This is a genomic window from Planomonospora corallina (genome assembly GCF_042650625.1).
Classification (GTDB): domain Bacteria; phylum Actinomycetota; class Actinomycetes; order Streptosporangiales; family Streptosporangiaceae; genus Planomonospora_B; species Planomonospora_B corallina.
Genome location: NZ_JBHSBM010000023.1, coordinates 86674 through 100641, shown reverse-complemented (window position 1 = coordinate 100641; position 13968 = coordinate 86674). Strand labels below are relative to the sequence as shown.

Annotated in this window: 16 protein-coding genes; 6 read left to right on the top strand and 10 right to left on the bottom strand. The window is 72.3% G+C overall.

Annotated features, from left to right (window positions below):
- Together adhE and ACFOWE_RS19735 are read right to left on the bottom strand one after the other, a co-directional pair.
- A partial coding sequence (adhE, locus tag ACFOWE_RS19740; protein WP_377289888.1) for a bifunctional acetaldehyde-CoA/alcohol dehydrogenase occupies nt 1-2632 on the bottom strand: 2632 nt, incomplete at its 3' end.
- Nucleotides 2633-2755: 123 nt separating this feature from the next.
- Nucleotides 2756-3160: an HPF/RaiA family ribosome-associated protein gene (locus ACFOWE_RS19735; protein ID WP_377289886.1), complete on the bottom strand. Its 405-nt coding sequence runs from the start codon at nt 3158-3160 to the stop codon at nt 2756-2758.
- 236 nt (nt 3161-3396) lie between these two features.
- On the opposite strand from ACFOWE_RS19735, the gene gap reads away from it, so the two are divergent.
- Nucleotides 3397-4395, top strand: coding sequence for a type I glyceraldehyde-3-phosphate dehydrogenase (gap, locus tag ACFOWE_RS19730; protein WP_377289884.1), 999 nt, complete (start codon nt 3397-3399; stop codon nt 4393-4395).
- A 70-nt stretch (nt 4396-4465) separates the two neighbouring features.
- On the opposite strand, the gene ACFOWE_RS19725 is transcribed toward gap, so the two are convergent.
- Nucleotides 4466-4633 carry a DUF3073 family protein gene (locus ACFOWE_RS19725; protein WP_377289882.1) on the bottom strand — a complete coding sequence of 56 codons (168 nt, stop codon included), beginning with the start codon at nt 4631-4633 and terminating at the stop codon, nt 4466-4468.
- 385 nt (nt 4634-5018) lie between these two features.
- Here ACFOWE_RS19725 and ACFOWE_RS19720 point away from each other — a divergent pair, with 385 nt between their 5' ends.
- Genes ACFOWE_RS19720 through ACFOWE_RS19710 form a run of 3 tightly spaced genes read left to right on the top strand, consistent with a single transcriptional unit; the run spans nt 5019 to nt 7320 of the window.
- Nucleotides 5019-5207, top strand: coding sequence for a hypothetical protein (locus ACFOWE_RS19720; RefSeq protein WP_377289880.1), 189 nt, complete (start codon nt 5019-5021; stop codon nt 5205-5207).
- A gap of 2 nt (nt 5208-5209) precedes the next feature.
- Nucleotides 5210-5545, top strand: a complete 336-nt coding sequence (locus ACFOWE_RS19715) for an ArsR/SmtB family transcription factor (protein WP_377289878.1) — start codon at nt 5210-5212, stop codon at nt 5543-5545.
- A complete protein-coding gene (locus ACFOWE_RS19710; protein WP_377289876.1) occupies nt 5542-7320 on the top strand; it encodes a SulP family inorganic anion transporter in 1779 nt (592 codons plus the stop codon). Before ACFOWE_RS19715 ends, ACFOWE_RS19710 begins: the two co-directional genes overlap by 4 nt.
- Here the strand turns inward: ACFOWE_RS19710 and ACFOWE_RS19705 are convergent.
- Nucleotides 7250-7591, bottom strand: a complete 342-nt coding sequence (locus ACFOWE_RS19705; RefSeq protein ID WP_377289874.1) for an ArsR/SmtB family transcription factor — start codon at nt 7589-7591, stop codon at nt 7250-7252. The genes ACFOWE_RS19710 and ACFOWE_RS19705 overlap by 71 nt on opposite strands.
- Nucleotides 7592-7879: 288 nt before the next feature.
- On the opposite strand from ACFOWE_RS19705, the gene ACFOWE_RS19700 reads away from it, so the two are divergent.
- The gene (locus ACFOWE_RS19700) at nt 7880-8713 is read left to right on the top strand and encodes a DUF4253 domain-containing protein (RefSeq protein WP_377289872.1); all 834 of its coding nucleotides are present in this window, start codon (nt 7880-7882) and stop codon (nt 8711-8713) included.
- 114 nt (nt 8714-8827) lie between these two features.
- Complete coding sequence (locus ACFOWE_RS19695) at nt 8828-9682, top strand: alpha/beta fold hydrolase (RefSeq protein WP_377289870.1); 855 nt, start codon at nt 8828-8830, stop codon at nt 9680-9682.
- Between the two features lie 69 nt (nt 9683-9751).
- On the opposite strand, the gene ACFOWE_RS19690 is transcribed toward ACFOWE_RS19695, so the two are convergent.
- From ACFOWE_RS19690 to ACFOWE_RS19665, 6 genes are all read right to left on the bottom strand, one after another.
- The gene (locus ACFOWE_RS19690) at nt 9752-10123 is read right to left on the bottom strand and encodes a hypothetical protein (RefSeq protein WP_377289868.1); all 372 of its coding nucleotides are present in this window, start codon (nt 10121-10123) and stop codon (nt 9752-9754) included.
- 12 nt (nt 10124-10135) lie between these two features.
- Entirely contained in the window at nt 10136-10516 is a 381-nt protein-coding gene (locus tag ACFOWE_RS19685; RefSeq protein WP_377289866.1) for a roadblock/LC7 domain-containing protein, read from the bottom strand.
- 64 nt (nt 10517-10580) lie between these two features.
- Complete coding sequence (locus ACFOWE_RS19680; protein ID WP_377289864.1) at nt 10581-11474, bottom strand: hypothetical protein; 894 nt, start codon at nt 11472-11474, stop codon at nt 10581-10583.
- 6 nt (nt 11475-11480) lie between these two features.
- A complete protein-coding gene (locus ACFOWE_RS19675) occupies nt 11481-11861 on the bottom strand; it encodes a roadblock/LC7 domain-containing protein (protein WP_377289862.1) in 381 nt (126 codons plus the stop codon).
- 150 nt (nt 11862-12011) lie between these two features.
- Nucleotides 12012-13229, bottom strand: a complete 1218-nt coding sequence (locus ACFOWE_RS19670; protein ID WP_377289860.1) for a DUF4032 domain-containing protein — start codon at nt 13227-13229, stop codon at nt 12012-12014.
- Nucleotides 13230-13231: 2 nt separating this feature from the next.
- Nucleotides 13232-13906, bottom strand: coding sequence for a class II aldolase/adducin family protein (locus ACFOWE_RS19665; RefSeq protein WP_377289858.1), 675 nt, complete (start codon nt 13904-13906; stop codon nt 13232-13234).
- Between the last annotated feature and the right edge of the window lie 62 nt (nt 13907-13968).

The following is a 13968-nucleotide window of genomic DNA, read 5'->3' as shown; positions in this document are numbered from 1 at the left end:
CGGACGCCCGGCGGCCGTAGTAGGCGGCCCGCATCAGCTCCTGCATGTCGTCCAGCATCGGCATGCGCGGGTTGGCGGGGGCGCACTGGTCCTCGTAGGCGTTGACCGCCTGCTGCGGCAGCGCGGCCAGGAACGCCTCCTCGTCGACGCCGATCCGCTGGAACGACGGCTCGATGCCGACCGCGTCCCGGAGCCGCTCCACCGCCGCCGCGAGGGACTCCACCCCCTCCTCCGGTGTCCCGGCGGGCAGGCCGAGGGCCTGCGCGATCTCGCAGAACCGCTCCGGGGCCCGGTAGTCCTCGTACTTCGGCCAGCCGGACAGCTTCGACGGGACGGTGCCGTTGTAGCGGATCACGTGGGGGAGCAGGAGCGCGTTGGTCCGCCCGTGCGCCACGTGGAAGGTGGCGCCGAGGGTGTGCGACATGGCGTGCACGATGCCGAGGAAGGCGTTGCCGAAGGCCATGCCGGCGATCGTCCCGGCGTTGTGCATCTTCTCCCGGGCCTCGGGGTCGGCGGCGCCCCCCGTCACCGCCCGCTCCAGGTGGCCGAAGATCAGTTTGATCGCCTGGAGGGCGAGGCCGTCGGTGAAGTCGTTCGCGTAGACCGAGACGTAGGACTCGATGGCGTGGGTCAGCGCGTCGAAGCCGCTGTCGGCGGTCACCGTGCGCGGCAGGTCCGCCGCGAGCACCGGGTCCACGATCGCCACGCTCGGGGTGAGCGCGTAGTCGGCCAGCGGGTACTTCTTGCCGGTGGCGTCGTCGGTGATGACCGCGAACGGGGTCACCTCCGCGCCGGTGCCCGAGGTGGTGGGCACGCACACCAGACGGGCCCGCTCGCCGAGGGCGGGGAACCGGAAGGCGCGCTTGCGGATGTCGAAGAACTTCTCCTTCATGTCCGCGAACACCACCTCCGGGTGCTCGTAGCGCAGCCACATCACCTTCGCCGCGTCCATCACCGAGCCGCCGCCCAGAGCGACGATCGTGTCGGGCTGGAAGGCGCGCATCAGCTCGGCGCCCCGGTCCACCGTCGTGACGCTCGGCTCCGGCTCCACGTCGTCGACGATCTGCAGAGCGACCCGCTCGCCGCGGCGCTGCAGCACGTCGATCACCCGGTCCACGTGGCCCAGCCGGGTCATGACCGGGTCGGTGACGACCGTGACCCGGCGCACGTCCGGCATGTCGGCGAGGTAGCGGATCGCGTTCGGCTCGAAGTAGATCTTCGCGGGAACCTTGAACCACTGCAGGTTGTTGGTGCGCCGGCCGATGCGCTTGATGTTGATCAGGTTGACGGCGGAGACGTTGTCGGAGACCGAGTTGCGGCCGTAGCTGCCGCAGCCCAGGGTGAGCGAGGGCAGGAAGGCGTTGTACATGTCGCCGATGCCGCCCTGGGAGGCCGGGGCGTTCCAGATCACCCGGACCGCCTTGACCCGCCGGCCGTACGTCTCGGCGAGGCGGGCGTCCTCGGTGTGGACGACCGCGCTGTGGCCCAGCCCGTGGAACTCCACCATGCGCTCGGCGAGGGTCAGCCCCTCCTCGCGGGAGCCGGCGCGCAGCAGGGCCAGCACGGGGCAGAGCTTCTCCCGGGTCAGCGGCTCGGCAGGTCCGACCCCGTCCACCGGGACGAGGATCACGGAGGTGTCCTCCGGCACGGTGAACCCGGCCCGCTCGGCGATCCACCGAGGGGAGCGGCCGACCACGTCCGGGTTGAGCTTGGCGCCCGAGCAGCCCTCGCCGCCGGCGGCCGTGCCGAAGACGAACTCCTCCAGCTTCGCCTTCTCCTCGGCGGTGGCGACGTGCGCGTGCAGCCTGCGGAACTCGGCGAGCGCGGCGTCGTAGACCTCGTGGTCGACGATGACCGCCTGCTCGGAGGCGCAGATCATGCCGTGGTCGAACGTCTTGGACAGCACGATGTCGTGTACGGCGCGGCGCAGCTTCGCGCTCCGCTCGATGTAGGCGGGGACGTTGCCGGCGCCGACGCCGAGGGCGGGCTTGCCGGCCGAGTAGGCGGCCCTGACCATGCCGTTCCCGCCGGTGGCGAGGATGGTCGAGACGCCGTCGTGGTGCATGAGCGCGCCGGTCGCCGCGAGCGACGGTTCGGCGATCCACTGGACGCAGTGCTCCGGGGCGCCGGCGGCGACGGCGGCGTCGCGGACGATCCGGGCGGCCTCGGCGCTGCAGCGCTGCGCCGCCGGGTGGAAGGCGAAGATGATCGGGTTGCGCGTCTTGAGCGCCAGCAGCGCCTTGAAGATCGTCGTCGAGGTCGGGTTGGTGACGGGGGTGATCCCGCAGACGACGCCGACCGGGTCGGCGATCTCGACGATGCCGCTGATCTCGTCGCGGGAGACGACGCCCACGGTCCTGAGGCCGGCCATGCTGTGCGTGATGTGCTCGCAGGCGAAGATGTTCTTCACCGCCTTGTCCTCGAACACGCCGCGGCCGGTCTCCTCGACCGCCAGCGCGGCGAGGGCGCCGTGCCGGTCCAGCGCGGCGACGGAGGCCTTCTTGACGATGTGGTCGACCTGCTCCTGGGTGAAGGAGTCGTAGGCGGCCAGTGCCTCGAGGGCGTTCGAGACCAGGGCGTCGACCGCGGTGCGGACGTCGGCGGGAGGGGCGTGCACGGTGGCGGCGGTCATGGGGTCACCTCGTCGGTTCCGGGGCTGCGGGCTCACTTCCACTCTCCGGTACGGGCCCCGCCCGGGTCTGCGGCGCAAAGGCACCTTCCGGGCGGGACCATGGTCATTTTCTGCGGTCGTCCCTCAGCCGGCGGCCGGCTCCCCGCCACCGGCCGCCGGGGCGAGCCTGCCGAGCTGCCGGTAGCGGCGGTCGCGGGTGTGCTCCCAGTCCCGGGCGACCCGGTCGAGGCGGACCCGGAGGCGGTCGGTGAGCAGGGCGATCGCATGGTGGACGGTCCTGCCCTCCGCGTGGGCGCGGACTAGGCGCCCGTTGACGTCGAGGACGGCCTGGGCGGTGGCGGGGTGCTCCAGGGCGGGATCGGAGACCACGCCGAGCCGGACCCGGGTGAAGAGAACGGGTTCGCCGCAGTGCCGGGTGAGGGCGGCGACCTTCTCCTGCGCCCGTTCGACGGCCGAGCGGGGAACACGGCCGTGGGTCAGCACCTGCACGTCCTCGGCGGTGAGTGCGCCGTGCGCCGTTCTCGTCATTTTCGGTCACTCCTTATCCCGGTTGGTGAGACCAGCCTTTCGGCCCGGGCCCCGCCGCGGCCAGGGACCATCGTCCCGCCGGCCGGTGCCGTACGGCCCGGCGGGGAAGGGACCGCGGGACGGTGCGCGGTGGGAAAGCGCAGGTCGTAGTGCCCGGGGGAGGGGGACCCATTCCCCTACGGGAGGCCCGCCCGGCCCGCGCAGGATGGGGACGTACCCCATGTACGGGAGGAAAGATGACCGTCAGGATTGGCGTCAACGGGTTCGGACGGATCGGGCGCGCGGTGCTCCGCTGCGGCCTGCCGAAGGGCCTGGAAATCGTCGCCGTCAACGACCTCACGGACGCGCACTCGCTGGCGCACCTGCTCAAGCACGACTCGACGCTCGGCCCGTACGGACTGCCGGTCGCCGCCTCCGACTCCGCGATCGAGGTGGACGGGCGCACGATCGCGGTCACCGCGCACCGCGATCCCGCCGACATCGACTGGGCCGCCCACGGCGTCGACGTCGTCATCGAGGCCACCGGGAAGTTCCGCAAGCGGGACGAGGCGGCCGTGCACCTCAAGCGCGGCGTGCGCAAGGTGCTGATCTCCGCGCCCGGCAGGGACGTGGACGCCACGATCGTGCCCGGTGTCAACGACGGGGTCTACGACCCGGTCAGGCACGAGGTGATCTCGCTCGCGTCCTGCACGACGAACTGCGCCGCGCCGATGATCAAGGTGATGCACGAGAACTTCGGGGTGGTCAGGGGCGTCATGACCACCATCCACGCCTACACCGGCGACCAGCGGCTGCTCGACGCGCCGCACAAGGACCTGCGCCGGGCCCGCTCGGCCGCGGTGAACATCATCCCCACCACCACCGGCGCCGCCCGCGCGGTCGGGCTGGTGCTGCCGGAGATGGCCGGACGGCTGGACGGGGTGGCGGTGCGCGTCCCGGTGGTGGACGGCTCGCTGACCGACCTGTCGCTCGTGCTGCGCGACCACGTCAGGGCCGAGGAGGTCAACGAGGCCTTCGCCGGGGCCGCCGCCGGAGGGCTCGCGGGAGTGCTGCGCTACAGCACCGCGCCGCTGGTCTCCAGCGACATCGTCGGGGACCCGTCCTCCTGCGTCTTCGACGCGCCGCTGACCCAGGCGGACGGCACACTGGTGAAGGTCTTCGGGTGGTACGACAACGAGTGGGGCTACGCCAACCGGCTGGCCGAGATGGCCGCGCGGGTCGGGGCGGAGCTGTAGGAGGCCGCGGAGCGCGGGTGGGCGGCGGGTCTCTTCCGGGCCCGCCGTCCGCCCGCGCCTGCGCCCTTCGTCATCTCTCGGCCGGCTCCCCCGCGGGGGCGTCGGCCTCGGCGTCCCGTGCGGGCTCGTCATCGGCGCCGAGCTCCGCTCGTAACCGGTCGATGTCGAGCTGGTGACTGCTGTACTTCAGCTGGCGAGCGACCTTGGTCTGCTTCGCCTTGGCGCGACCCCGTCCCATTGGCTGCACTCCTCACGTAGCCGTGCCCGGCCTCTCGTCATTGTCGCATCGCAGGCCGGCACGGTCCGGCGTCCAGGGCCGATCCGCGCCCGCCGGTGGCTCTGTCCGGTGCGTCCCATCCGGCGCGCACTGGTCCGGAACGTGACCTGGCCGAAGGGGGCGACCTCCGGGAGCGGGCCACCGCGGCCATCTTACCCAAGCCCCTTACGACTTGAAGAATTACGCAATTGGCAACTTTATAAGTAGCCTGTCTCTGTCACCCGGAGGGCGCCGGACCGGTCCGGCCCGGCGGCGGGGCCCCTGGGAAGCGACACGGAAGCCGAACGGAAGCCGTAGGGGAGCCGTAGGGGAGCCCACGGCGAGGCCGCACAGGGAAGCAGGGTGCATGAGCGAGTTCACGGCGGAGTTACTGGCACGCGTCGAGGAGACCGACGCCGAGTTGCGGGTCGCGCGCGAGGCCGGTGACGACCACACCGCCGAGGTCCTGTCCGGCCGGCTGGACAACCTGCTGCGCATCGCGGAGCAGCACGGCGTCGAGGTCCGGCGCGGCGCGGGCGCCGACGGGACGGAATGACCATGGCGGTCCCACTCAACCAGGCCAAGGCGGAGTTCTTCCGCACGCTCGGCCACCCGGTCCGCATCCGGGTGCTGGAGCTGCTGCAGGACGGCCCGCTGCCGGTCCGGGACCTCCTCGCCGAGGTCGACATCGAGGCGTCCAACCTCTCCCAGCAACTGGCGGTGCTGCGCCGGGCCGGCATCGTGAGCGCCACCCGGGAGGGGACCACCGTCGTCTACGCCCTGTCCACTCCGGACGTGGCCGAGCTGCTCGTCGCGGCCCGGCGGATCCTGGCCGACCTGCTGGCCGGCCAGGGCGAGCTCCTGGCCGAGCTGCGCGCACAGGCCCGCGGATGAGCACCGTCTCCCCGGCCCCCGGCACGGCCTCCGCGGCCTCTCCCGAGGATCCCCGCACCGCCTCCCCCGGAATCCGGCTGCTCACCCGGTTCACCGGCCTGCTGCCCCGGCGCGCGGACTGGACGGCGGCCCGCCGGAGCCCCCGCCGTGACCTGCTGGCCGGTCTGACCGTGGCGATCGTGGCGCTCCCCCTCGCGCTGGCCTTCGGGGTCAGCTCCGGCCTGGGCGCCGCGGCCGGGCTGGCGACCGCGATCGTCGCGGGGGCCCTCGCGGCCGTCTTCGGCGGCAGCAACCTGCAGGTGTCCGGCCCCACCGGCGCGATGACCGTGGTGCTGGTCCCGATCGTGCACGAGTTCGGCGCCGGCGGCGTGCTGACGGTCGGGCTGCTGTCCGGTGTGATCCTCGTCGGGCTCGCCCTCGCCCGGGTCGGCCGCTACATCCAGTTCATCCCGACCTCGGTCATCGAGGGGTTCACCGCCGGGATCGCGGTGGTGATCGCGCTGCAGCAGTTCCCCTCGGCGCTCGGGGTGGCCGCGAGCGGCGCCGAGGAGACCTGGCGGGTCGCCGCGGACGCCGTCGCCGCCTACGCCTCGGCCCCGGACCCGGTGCCGCCGGCCATGGCGCTCGCCGTGGCCGCGCTCATGCTGTTCGGCGGGCGCCGCCGGCCCGGCGTGCCGTTCTCGCTGATCGGCGTGGTGGCGGCCACCGTGGTCGCCGAGGCGGCCGCGCTCGACACCGCGCGGATCGGCGGGCTCCCGGCCGGGCTGCCCGCCCCCTCCCTGGGGTTCCTGGACCTCGGGGCGCTCGGCGCGCTGCTCCCGTCCGCGCTGGCGGTGGCCGCGCTCGCCGCCCTGGAGAGCCTGCTGTGCGCCTCCGTCGCCGACGCGATGAGCGTCAGCGAGAAGCACGACCCCGACCGGGAGCTGTTCGGCCAGGGCGTCGCCAACCTGGCCGCGCCGCTGTTCGGCGGCGTCCCGGCCACCGCGGCGATCGCCCGCACCGCGGTCAACGTCCGGGCCGGCGCCCGTTCCCGCCTCGCCTCGCTCACCCACGCGGTCGTGCTGGCGGTGATCGTGTTCGCCGCCTCCGGGCTGGTCGGCCGCATCCCGCTGGCGGCGCTGGCCGGCGTGTTGCTGGCCACCACCGTGCGGATGGTCGAGTTCGGCTCCCTGCGGGCGATCGCCCGCGCGACCCGGAGCGACGCGCTGGTCATGGTGCTCACGTTCGCCGTCACGGTCGCGCTCGACCTGGTGACGGCGGTCGCCGTCGGCATCGGCGTGGCGATCGTCCTGGCGCTGCGCGCGATCGCCAGGACCGTCCAGGTGGAGCAGGTGCCGCTGGAGAGCGGCGACCACAGCGAGGAGGAGCTGCGGCTGCTGGCCGAGCACATCGTCGCCTACCGGTTCGACGGCCCGCTGTTCTTCGCCGCCGCCCACCGCTTCCTGCTGGAGCTGTCGGAGGTCGCCGACGTGCGGGTGGTGATCCTGCGGATGTCCCGCGTCTCCACCATCGACGCCACCGGCGCGCAGGTGCTCGGGGACGCGATCACCCAGTTGGAGCACCGCGGCATCACCGTGCTGCTCTCCGGCATCCGGCCGGGCCACGACCAGGTCCTGGCCGCGCTCGGGATCGCCGGCCACCTGCGCCGCGACGGGCTGATCTTCCCCGGCACCCCGGCGGCCATCGCCCACGCCCGGGGTCTGCTCACCCCCCCTTCCGGACGGACGCGCGAAGATCCTCGAGGAGCTCCGCCTGCCCCGAGAGCACACCGGTGAGGATCGACCGGGCCACGGTGAGCAGGTCGGCGATGCCGGGGTGGGTCAGCGAGTAGTAGACGGTGGACCCCTCCTTGCGGGAGGTCACGAGGTTCGCCCGTCGGAGCACCGCCAGCTGCTGCGACAGGTGCGCCGGCTCGATGCCCACCTCGGGGAGCATCTCCGCGACCGAGTGCTCCCGCTCGCTGAGCAACTCCAGCACGCGGATGCGCGAGGGGTGGCCGAGCGTTTTGAAGAACTCCGCCTTCAACTGGTACAGCGGTGCGCTCACCTCGGCACCCCTCCCTACGTGGACGTCCGTGCGGGGGCGGCCGGGCCTTCGGCCCCGGCGGGCGTCGGAGCGCATCGCCCTGCCGGGGCGGCACCCTCCCCGTGCTGTCACTCCGTGCAGTTGCCAACCTTAGCAACGCGCCGCAGGGGTGGAGCGCCTCCGCGGAGCCGCTGTCGCCCGCGGATGGAATCATGGCGAGATGTCCCTCGCAGGGCGTTGGCGGCTTCCGCCGTGCGTGTGGCGACCGGCGGGCAAAATTGGGGCGTGGTCGGGATCGGGACGGTAGAGATGGGTGATTGCGAGCGTGACCGGCTTCCGCCGTTGCTGGGCCAGCTCTTCGCCGACGGCGGCGCCGGGCGGACGCTCGCGGTGGACCTGCCGCCCGGGGACCTGGTCTGGCCCGATCCCGGATACACGCCGCTGCTGACGGCCTCGTACCACCGGCCGGCGTTCTGGCTCAGCGACGAGGTGGTCTCCGCCGGGCTGTGGGCCAGGATGCGGGCCGAGCATCCGCACTCCGGCCTCTGGCCGGTGCTGCTGGAGGACACCGTCCAGCCGTGGACCGCGGGCCAGATCGCCCCGGACGCGCCGGAGGAGATCGACAACTACAACACCGCCGCCTTCATGGCCGAGGTCTGGTCGGACTGGCTGGAGAAGGCCAGCCCCGACCAGCTGGAGATCCTGGAGCCCTTCGGCGCCACGTGCCCGGGCCCGGCCGGGCCGGGGACGCCGATGGCCGGCCCGGACGTGGTCGCCGACTGGTACGCCGGGCTGGTGGCCGAGCGCCGTACCCCGCTCGGGCTGGTGGCGGTGGAGCGGGGGGCCGACGCGCTGGTGGCCATGGGCTGGCAGGGCGCGCTGAACCACAACGAGTGGATGGTCCCGCTGGCGGCCGTGGTGCGCAGCTGGGAGGAGCGGTTCGGCGCCCGGGTGGTCGGCATGGGCTTCAACACCCTGGACCTGAGCGTCGCGGCCCCTCCGGTCACCCCCGAGCACGCCCTGCACGTGGCGGCCGAGCACTGGACGTTCTGCCCCGACAGCATCGTGCAGGGGGCCGGGACGCTGCTGGAGTACGCCGAGCAGATCAGAGGCAGGAACGCCTGGTCGTTCTGGTGGGACTGAGGGCGATCGGCGGCGGCCCGCGACGGGGCGGGCCGGGGGAACGGAACAAGGCTCTTGTCGTCGTGCTTACAGAATGAGATTCTGTTCCGACCGACAAGCACGCTCTGGAGTGTCATGACCCTGCGCGCCCCGGCGAACGGCATCGAGCTCGCCTACGACACCTTCGGCTCCCCGGAGGGCCGCCCGCTCCTGCTGATCATGGGGCTGGCCGCCCAGATGATCCACTGGGACGAGGAGTTCTGTGAGCTGCTCGCGGACCGCGGCCACCACGTCATCCGGTTCGACAACCGGGACGTGGGCGAGTCCACCCACCTCCACGAGGCCGGGACGCCCTCCTTCGACGGGCGGGCGCCGTACCTGGTGGAGGACATGGCCGACGACGCGGCCGGGCTGCTCGACGCGCTCGGCCTCGAGTCGGCGCACGTGGCCGGCGCCTCCATGGGCGGCATGATCACCCAGGCGCTGGCCGTCCGCCACCCGCACCGGGTGCGCAGCCTCACCTCGATCATGTCCACGCCCAGCCCGCAGGCCGCCCCGCCCACCGAGGCGGCCATGGCGGCGCTCATGGCGCCGCCCGCCTCCGACCGGGAGACCGCGGTCGAGCAGGCGCTGAAGACCTGGAAGGTCATCGGCTCGCCGGGCTACCCCTTCGACGCCGAACGGACCGCCCGGCTCGCGGGCCTGAGCTACGACCGCGCCCACGACCCCGCGGGGGTGGCCCGGCAGCTCGCCGCGATCATGGCCTCGCCCGACCGCGCGCCGGGCCTCAAGGAGCTCTCGGTGCCGGCGCTGGTCCTCCACGGCGAGGAGGACCAGCTCGTCCCGGTCTCCGGAGGGATCGCCACCGCGGACGCGATCCCCGGGGCCAAGCTGATCACCTACCCGGGCATGGGGCACGACCTGCCGCGCCCCCTCTGGCCCGAGCTCGTCTCCATGATCAGCGACCACACCGCCGCCGCGGAGCGCTGACGTCCGCGGCTCCGGCGGCGGCTCCGGCTGCGGCCCGCGCCTCCCGGGGCGCACGCCGCAGCCGGATGCTCATACTTCGAGCTTCTCCTCGATGCCGCGCAGGCTGTGCCGGGCCAGCGCCAGGTTGGCCCGGCCGCGGTCGAGCGCGAGGTAGAGGAACAGGCCCTTGCCGCCCCGGCCGGTGATCGGCCGGATGATGTGGTACTGGTCGGTCAGGGTGATGAGGATGTCCTCGATGGCGGCCTTGAGGCCCAGGGACTCCATCGTCCGCAGCTTGGCCTTGACGACCTCGGTGTTGCCCGCCGCGGCGATCTGCAGGTCGAAATCCTTGGAGCCGCCGAGGGCGCCGAGGGCCATCCCGCTGTTGTAGTCCACGACGACCGCGCCGGTGGCGCCGTCGATCGCCATCATCTCCTTGAGGGACACGTCCATGCTGGCCATTGGTCTCTCCGATCAGTGGTTTGCCGACATGCGTTCGGTGATGGCGGCCACACTCGCCGCCGTCTTGCGGCCCTCCAGTCGCAGCAGCCCGAGGTTGGTGCCCGGGCGGGCCAGGACCGTGAGGACGATCTTGGGGCCCGCGGCGTAGAAGGCCGCGTAGCCGTTGGAGCCGGAGATCAGCGTCTCCTCGAGGACGCCCTTGCCGGCGATGCCCGTCATCCGGCTGCTGAGGGCCAGCACCGCGGAGGAGAGGGCGCCGGTCTGCTCGGCGTTCCCGTTCAGGTCGCTGGCGATCAGGATGCCGTCCACGCTGCACGCGACGCTGCCGTCCACGTCGGGCATGCGGTCGCGCAGCAGGGCCATCTCCCGGTACACCTCGTCCCGCAGTTCCACGGGCATCCTCCTTCCGATCCACTTCAGCGTCAGTGTCCGCAGCCTCAGCGGCATGGGGCCGGCCTCATGCGAGGGCCTCCAGTGCGTTCCGGAGCCGGATGAGCAGGTTCACGTCGGTGGGGTCGGCGGTGGCGGCGGGCATCCACACCGGGGGACGGTCCGGGGCGGGGCCCGTCTCCGCGAGCTCCCTGGCGCGCCCCGCGCCGCCGGTCCGCCGGGGGAGCGTCTCCGGCGGGGCCTCCGGCGGCTCGGGTGGCTCGGGTGGCTCCGGCGGCGCCTCGGCCGGTGCGCCGGGGGAGGGCTCCGGCCGGCGCAGCAGCCCCGCCGCGCCGAGCTGCCGTACGGCGAGCAGCACCGAGTAGGCGGGCCGGCCCAGCTTGCGGGCCAGGTCGGCCGGGGTCGCCGAGCAGTCCGCGCCGACCAGGATCTCCCACTGGAGCGAGGTCAGCATGACCTGCTGGGCGGGGATGCGCGCCAGCGGGACGACCGGAAGCGTGTCCAACTCGGCGGAGGGCCAGGCCTGCTCCAACTGTGCTCTCCTTCGTCCGTGCTCCCGCAGCAGCCCGGTCACGTCGAAATACCACTGGGGTCCGAGCCAGTGCCGGTCGTCCGGGCGGAACCGCGGCCGGAAACCGGAGGCGCCGAACAGGAAGAACGCCGCGTCGAGCACCGCTCCCAGCACGCAGAACTCCAGCTCGCCGCGGGTGAGCACGCCCCGGTCGACCAGGAGGTCGCCGCCCCACCGCTCCTCGGACGAGGCCTGTCTGGCCTGCCGTACGGTCTGCGCGCCGACCCGGCCGCCGGCGACCAGCAGGTCCTCCACCCGCGGACAGCAGTGGCTCTCGGCGTAGGTCACCCGGCCGCCGGTGAGGTAGAACACTCCGGCCTTGCCCAGGCGGAGGGCACCGGTGGCCCCCTCGTCGGCGAGTTCGCGCAGGACGCTCTCGGCACTCGGCATGGCTCATCACGTCGTCATGAGCTGGCCGGAAAGGTTCTGGAGCCGGTGGCGGGCGAGCGCCAGATTAGAACGTTCCGGATCCAGTCGGACATATATCACTAATGGACCGTCGAAAACGGTCTCCAGGGGCTTCAGTAAATAGTGCCCGTCGTCCGCCGTGATGATCATTTCGTTGATCCGGACCGCTCCGGTGGGGGAGGTGAGAGAGATCCCGTCCAGCGCCGCCTGCAGGGTCGCGCTCAGGCCGGCGGCGGACTTCTCCGTGTCGAACCGGCCGCCACCGCCCCCGGTGGCCACGGCCGTGCCGCTGGTCTGGTCGATCAGGATCGCATCCAGCGCACCGGGGATGGCCATCACCTCGGTCAGGCATTCTTCGATTCCGAGCACTCGATCTCCCTCGCCGACGACTGCGGAAAAGGTCGCTCGGTAAGAGTAGGGATATCGGGGCTGTCGTTAAGTGTCCTGACAAAAACGGAGATGTGGTGAGGCTAAGGATTTGAACACCGAGTAGAAGGATGTGCATCCCCGGGGCGGGGATTACAGATCCTCGGAGATGAGCGCCTTCTCGTCCGGCTTGAAAACAAGAATGTTCCTCACATATGACCGCACGGCGGCCTGCAGTCCGATGTCGGAGCCCGTCTCCTCGGAGAGGTACCAGCGGTGGTCGAGCACCTCGTGGAAGATCTGGGCGGGCTCCAGCTTGCGCCGCAGCTCCTCCGGGACCGCCTCGATCGCCGGGTGGAAGACCTCCATCAGCCAGCGGTGGGCCACGATCGCCTCGTCCTCGTGGCGCAGGCCGAACTCGACCCGGAAGGCGTCGAGGTCGTTCAGCAGCCGCCTGGCCTGGTTCTCCTCCACGTCCAGACCGGTGAGGCGGAGCAGTCTGCGCTGGTGGTGACCGGCGTCCACGACCTTGGGCCGGACGATGAGGCGGCCGGTGCCGGCCTTGCGGCGGACCATCATCTCGGCCACGTCGAAGCCGAGGCGGTTGAGCCGCCGGATCCGCTGGTCGATCTTGTGCCAGTCGACCTCCTCGATGATCTCGTCGGAGGTCAGCTCGTCCCAGAGCCGGTGGTAGCGCGCGCAGACGGAGTCGGCGGTCTCCTCGGGGTCGATGGAGGGGTGGAGCAGGCCGCCCGCCTCCAGGTCGAGCATCTCGCCGTAGATGTTGGTGTGCGCGACGTCGATGTCGTGCCGGCGCTGCCCCTCGCTGATCATCGGGTGGAGCTCGCCGGTCTCGGCGTCGACCAGGTAGGCGGCGAAGGAGCCGGCGTCCCGGCGGAACAGCACGTTCGACAGGGAGCAGTCGCCCCAGTAGAAGCCGTTCAGATGGAGCCGGACGAGCAGGACCGCCAGCGCGTCGAGCAGCCGGTTGAGCGTGTCCGGCCGTACGGTGCCCGACATGACGGCCCGGTAGGGCAGGGAGAACTGCAGGTGCTGCGTGATCAGCGCGGAGTCCAGCGGCTCGCCGTCCTTCCCGGTCCTGCCGGTGACCACAGCCACCGGCTCCACCGCGGGGGTGTCCAGGCGGTTCAGGTCCCACAGCAGGCGGTACTCCCGCTGGGCGAACTTCTCGCTGATCTCCTTGATCGCGTAGACCCGGCCGGAGAGCCGGGTGAAGCGCACCACGTGCCGGGAGATGCCGCGGGGCAGCGAGACCAGGCGGTGCTCCGGCCAGTCCTCCAGGGGGACGTCCCACGGCAGGCGGAGCAGCAGGTCGGGGTCGCTGGGGGTGCCGGTCAGCTGGAGGGGCATCGTCAGTCCTCGCGGGTGGGGGCGGCGGGCAGGTCCTCGCGGACCGGGAAGACGGGGGGATGGAAGGCGCGGTGGGCCACCGCCGCGAGCTGCTCGGAGGTGAGCACCCGCGGCTCCCCGAGCGCCCGGGCCCGGACGTAGACCTCGCAGAGCCACTCCAGCAGCCGCGTCGCCTCGAAGGCGCCCGCGAGGTCGGCGCCGACGGTGACCCCGCCGTGGTTGGCCAGGAGCGCGGCGGTCCTGCCCTCGAGCGCGGCGCGCACGCCGGCGGCCAGCTCGGGGGTGCCGTAGGTGGCGTACTCGGCGACCCGGACAGGTCCGCCGAGCAGGAGCACGGTGTAGTGGATCGGCGGCAGCTCGGTCATGGTGCTGGCGACCACGGTGCCGAACGTGGAGTGGGTGTGCACGACGGCCCGGGCGTCGCCGCTCGCGTAGACCGCCAGGTGCATCGGGGTCTCGGAGGAGGGCTGCAGGCCGCCCTCGACCAGGTGGCCCGCCACGTCGACGATCGGGCAGGCCTCGGGCTCCAGCCGGTCCAGGGGGACGCCGCTCGGCGTCACCGCGACCAGGTCGCCCTCGCGCACGCTCAGATTCCCGGCGGTGCCGACGACCAGCCCGGTCTCGGCGGCCCGCCGGCCGTACTCGCACAGCAGACGGCGCTGATCAGCCAGAAGCATGGGATTCAACGTAAGGGGTTGCCGATATAGGCGGCAAATGATGACCAATAGGTGGAAGCCGG

Coding starts and splice junctions, on each gene's coding strand:
- ACFOWE_RS19725 (WP_377289882.1), bottom strand. CDS start 4,633: ATGGGACGGGGTCGCGCCAAGGCGAAGCAGACCAAGGTCGCTCGCCAG.
- ACFOWE_RS19710 (WP_377289876.1), top strand. CDS start 5,542: ATGAGCACCGTCTCCCCGGCCCCCGGCACGGCCTCCGCGGCCTCTCCC.
- ACFOWE_RS19690 (WP_377289868.1), bottom strand. CDS start 10,123: ATGGCCAGCATGGACGTGTCCCTCAAGGAGATGATGGCGATCGACGGC.
- ACFOWE_RS19665 (WP_377289858.1), bottom strand. CDS start 13,906: ATGCTTCTGGCTGATCAGCGCCGTCTGCTGTGCGAGTACGGCCGGCGG.
- ACFOWE_RS19670 (WP_377289860.1), bottom strand. CDS start 13,229: ATGCCCCTCCAGCTGACCGGCACCCCCAGCGACCCCGACCTGCTGCTC.
- ACFOWE_RS19735 (WP_377289886.1), bottom strand. CDS start 3,160: ATGACGAGAACGGCGCACGGCGCACTCACCGCCGAGGACGTGCAGGTG.
- ACFOWE_RS19700 (WP_377289872.1), top strand. CDS start 7,880: ATGGGTGATTGCGAGCGTGACCGGCTTCCGCCGTTGCTGGGCCAGCTC.
- ACFOWE_RS19720 (WP_377289880.1), top strand. CDS start 5,019: ATGAGCGAGTTCACGGCGGAGTTACTGGCACGCGTCGAGGAGACCGAC.
- gap (WP_377289884.1), top strand. CDS start 3,397: ATGACCGTCAGGATTGGCGTCAACGGGTTCGGACGGATCGGGCGCGCG.
- ACFOWE_RS19680 (WP_377289864.1), bottom strand. CDS start 11,474: ATGCCGAGTGCCGAGAGCGTCCTGCGCGAACTCGCCGACGAGGGGGCC.
- ACFOWE_RS19695 (WP_377289870.1), top strand. CDS start 8,828: ATGACCCTGCGCGCCCCGGCGAACGGCATCGAGCTCGCCTACGACACC.
- ACFOWE_RS19715 (WP_377289878.1), top strand. CDS start 5,210: ATGGCGGTCCCACTCAACCAGGCCAAGGCGGAGTTCTTCCGCACGCTC.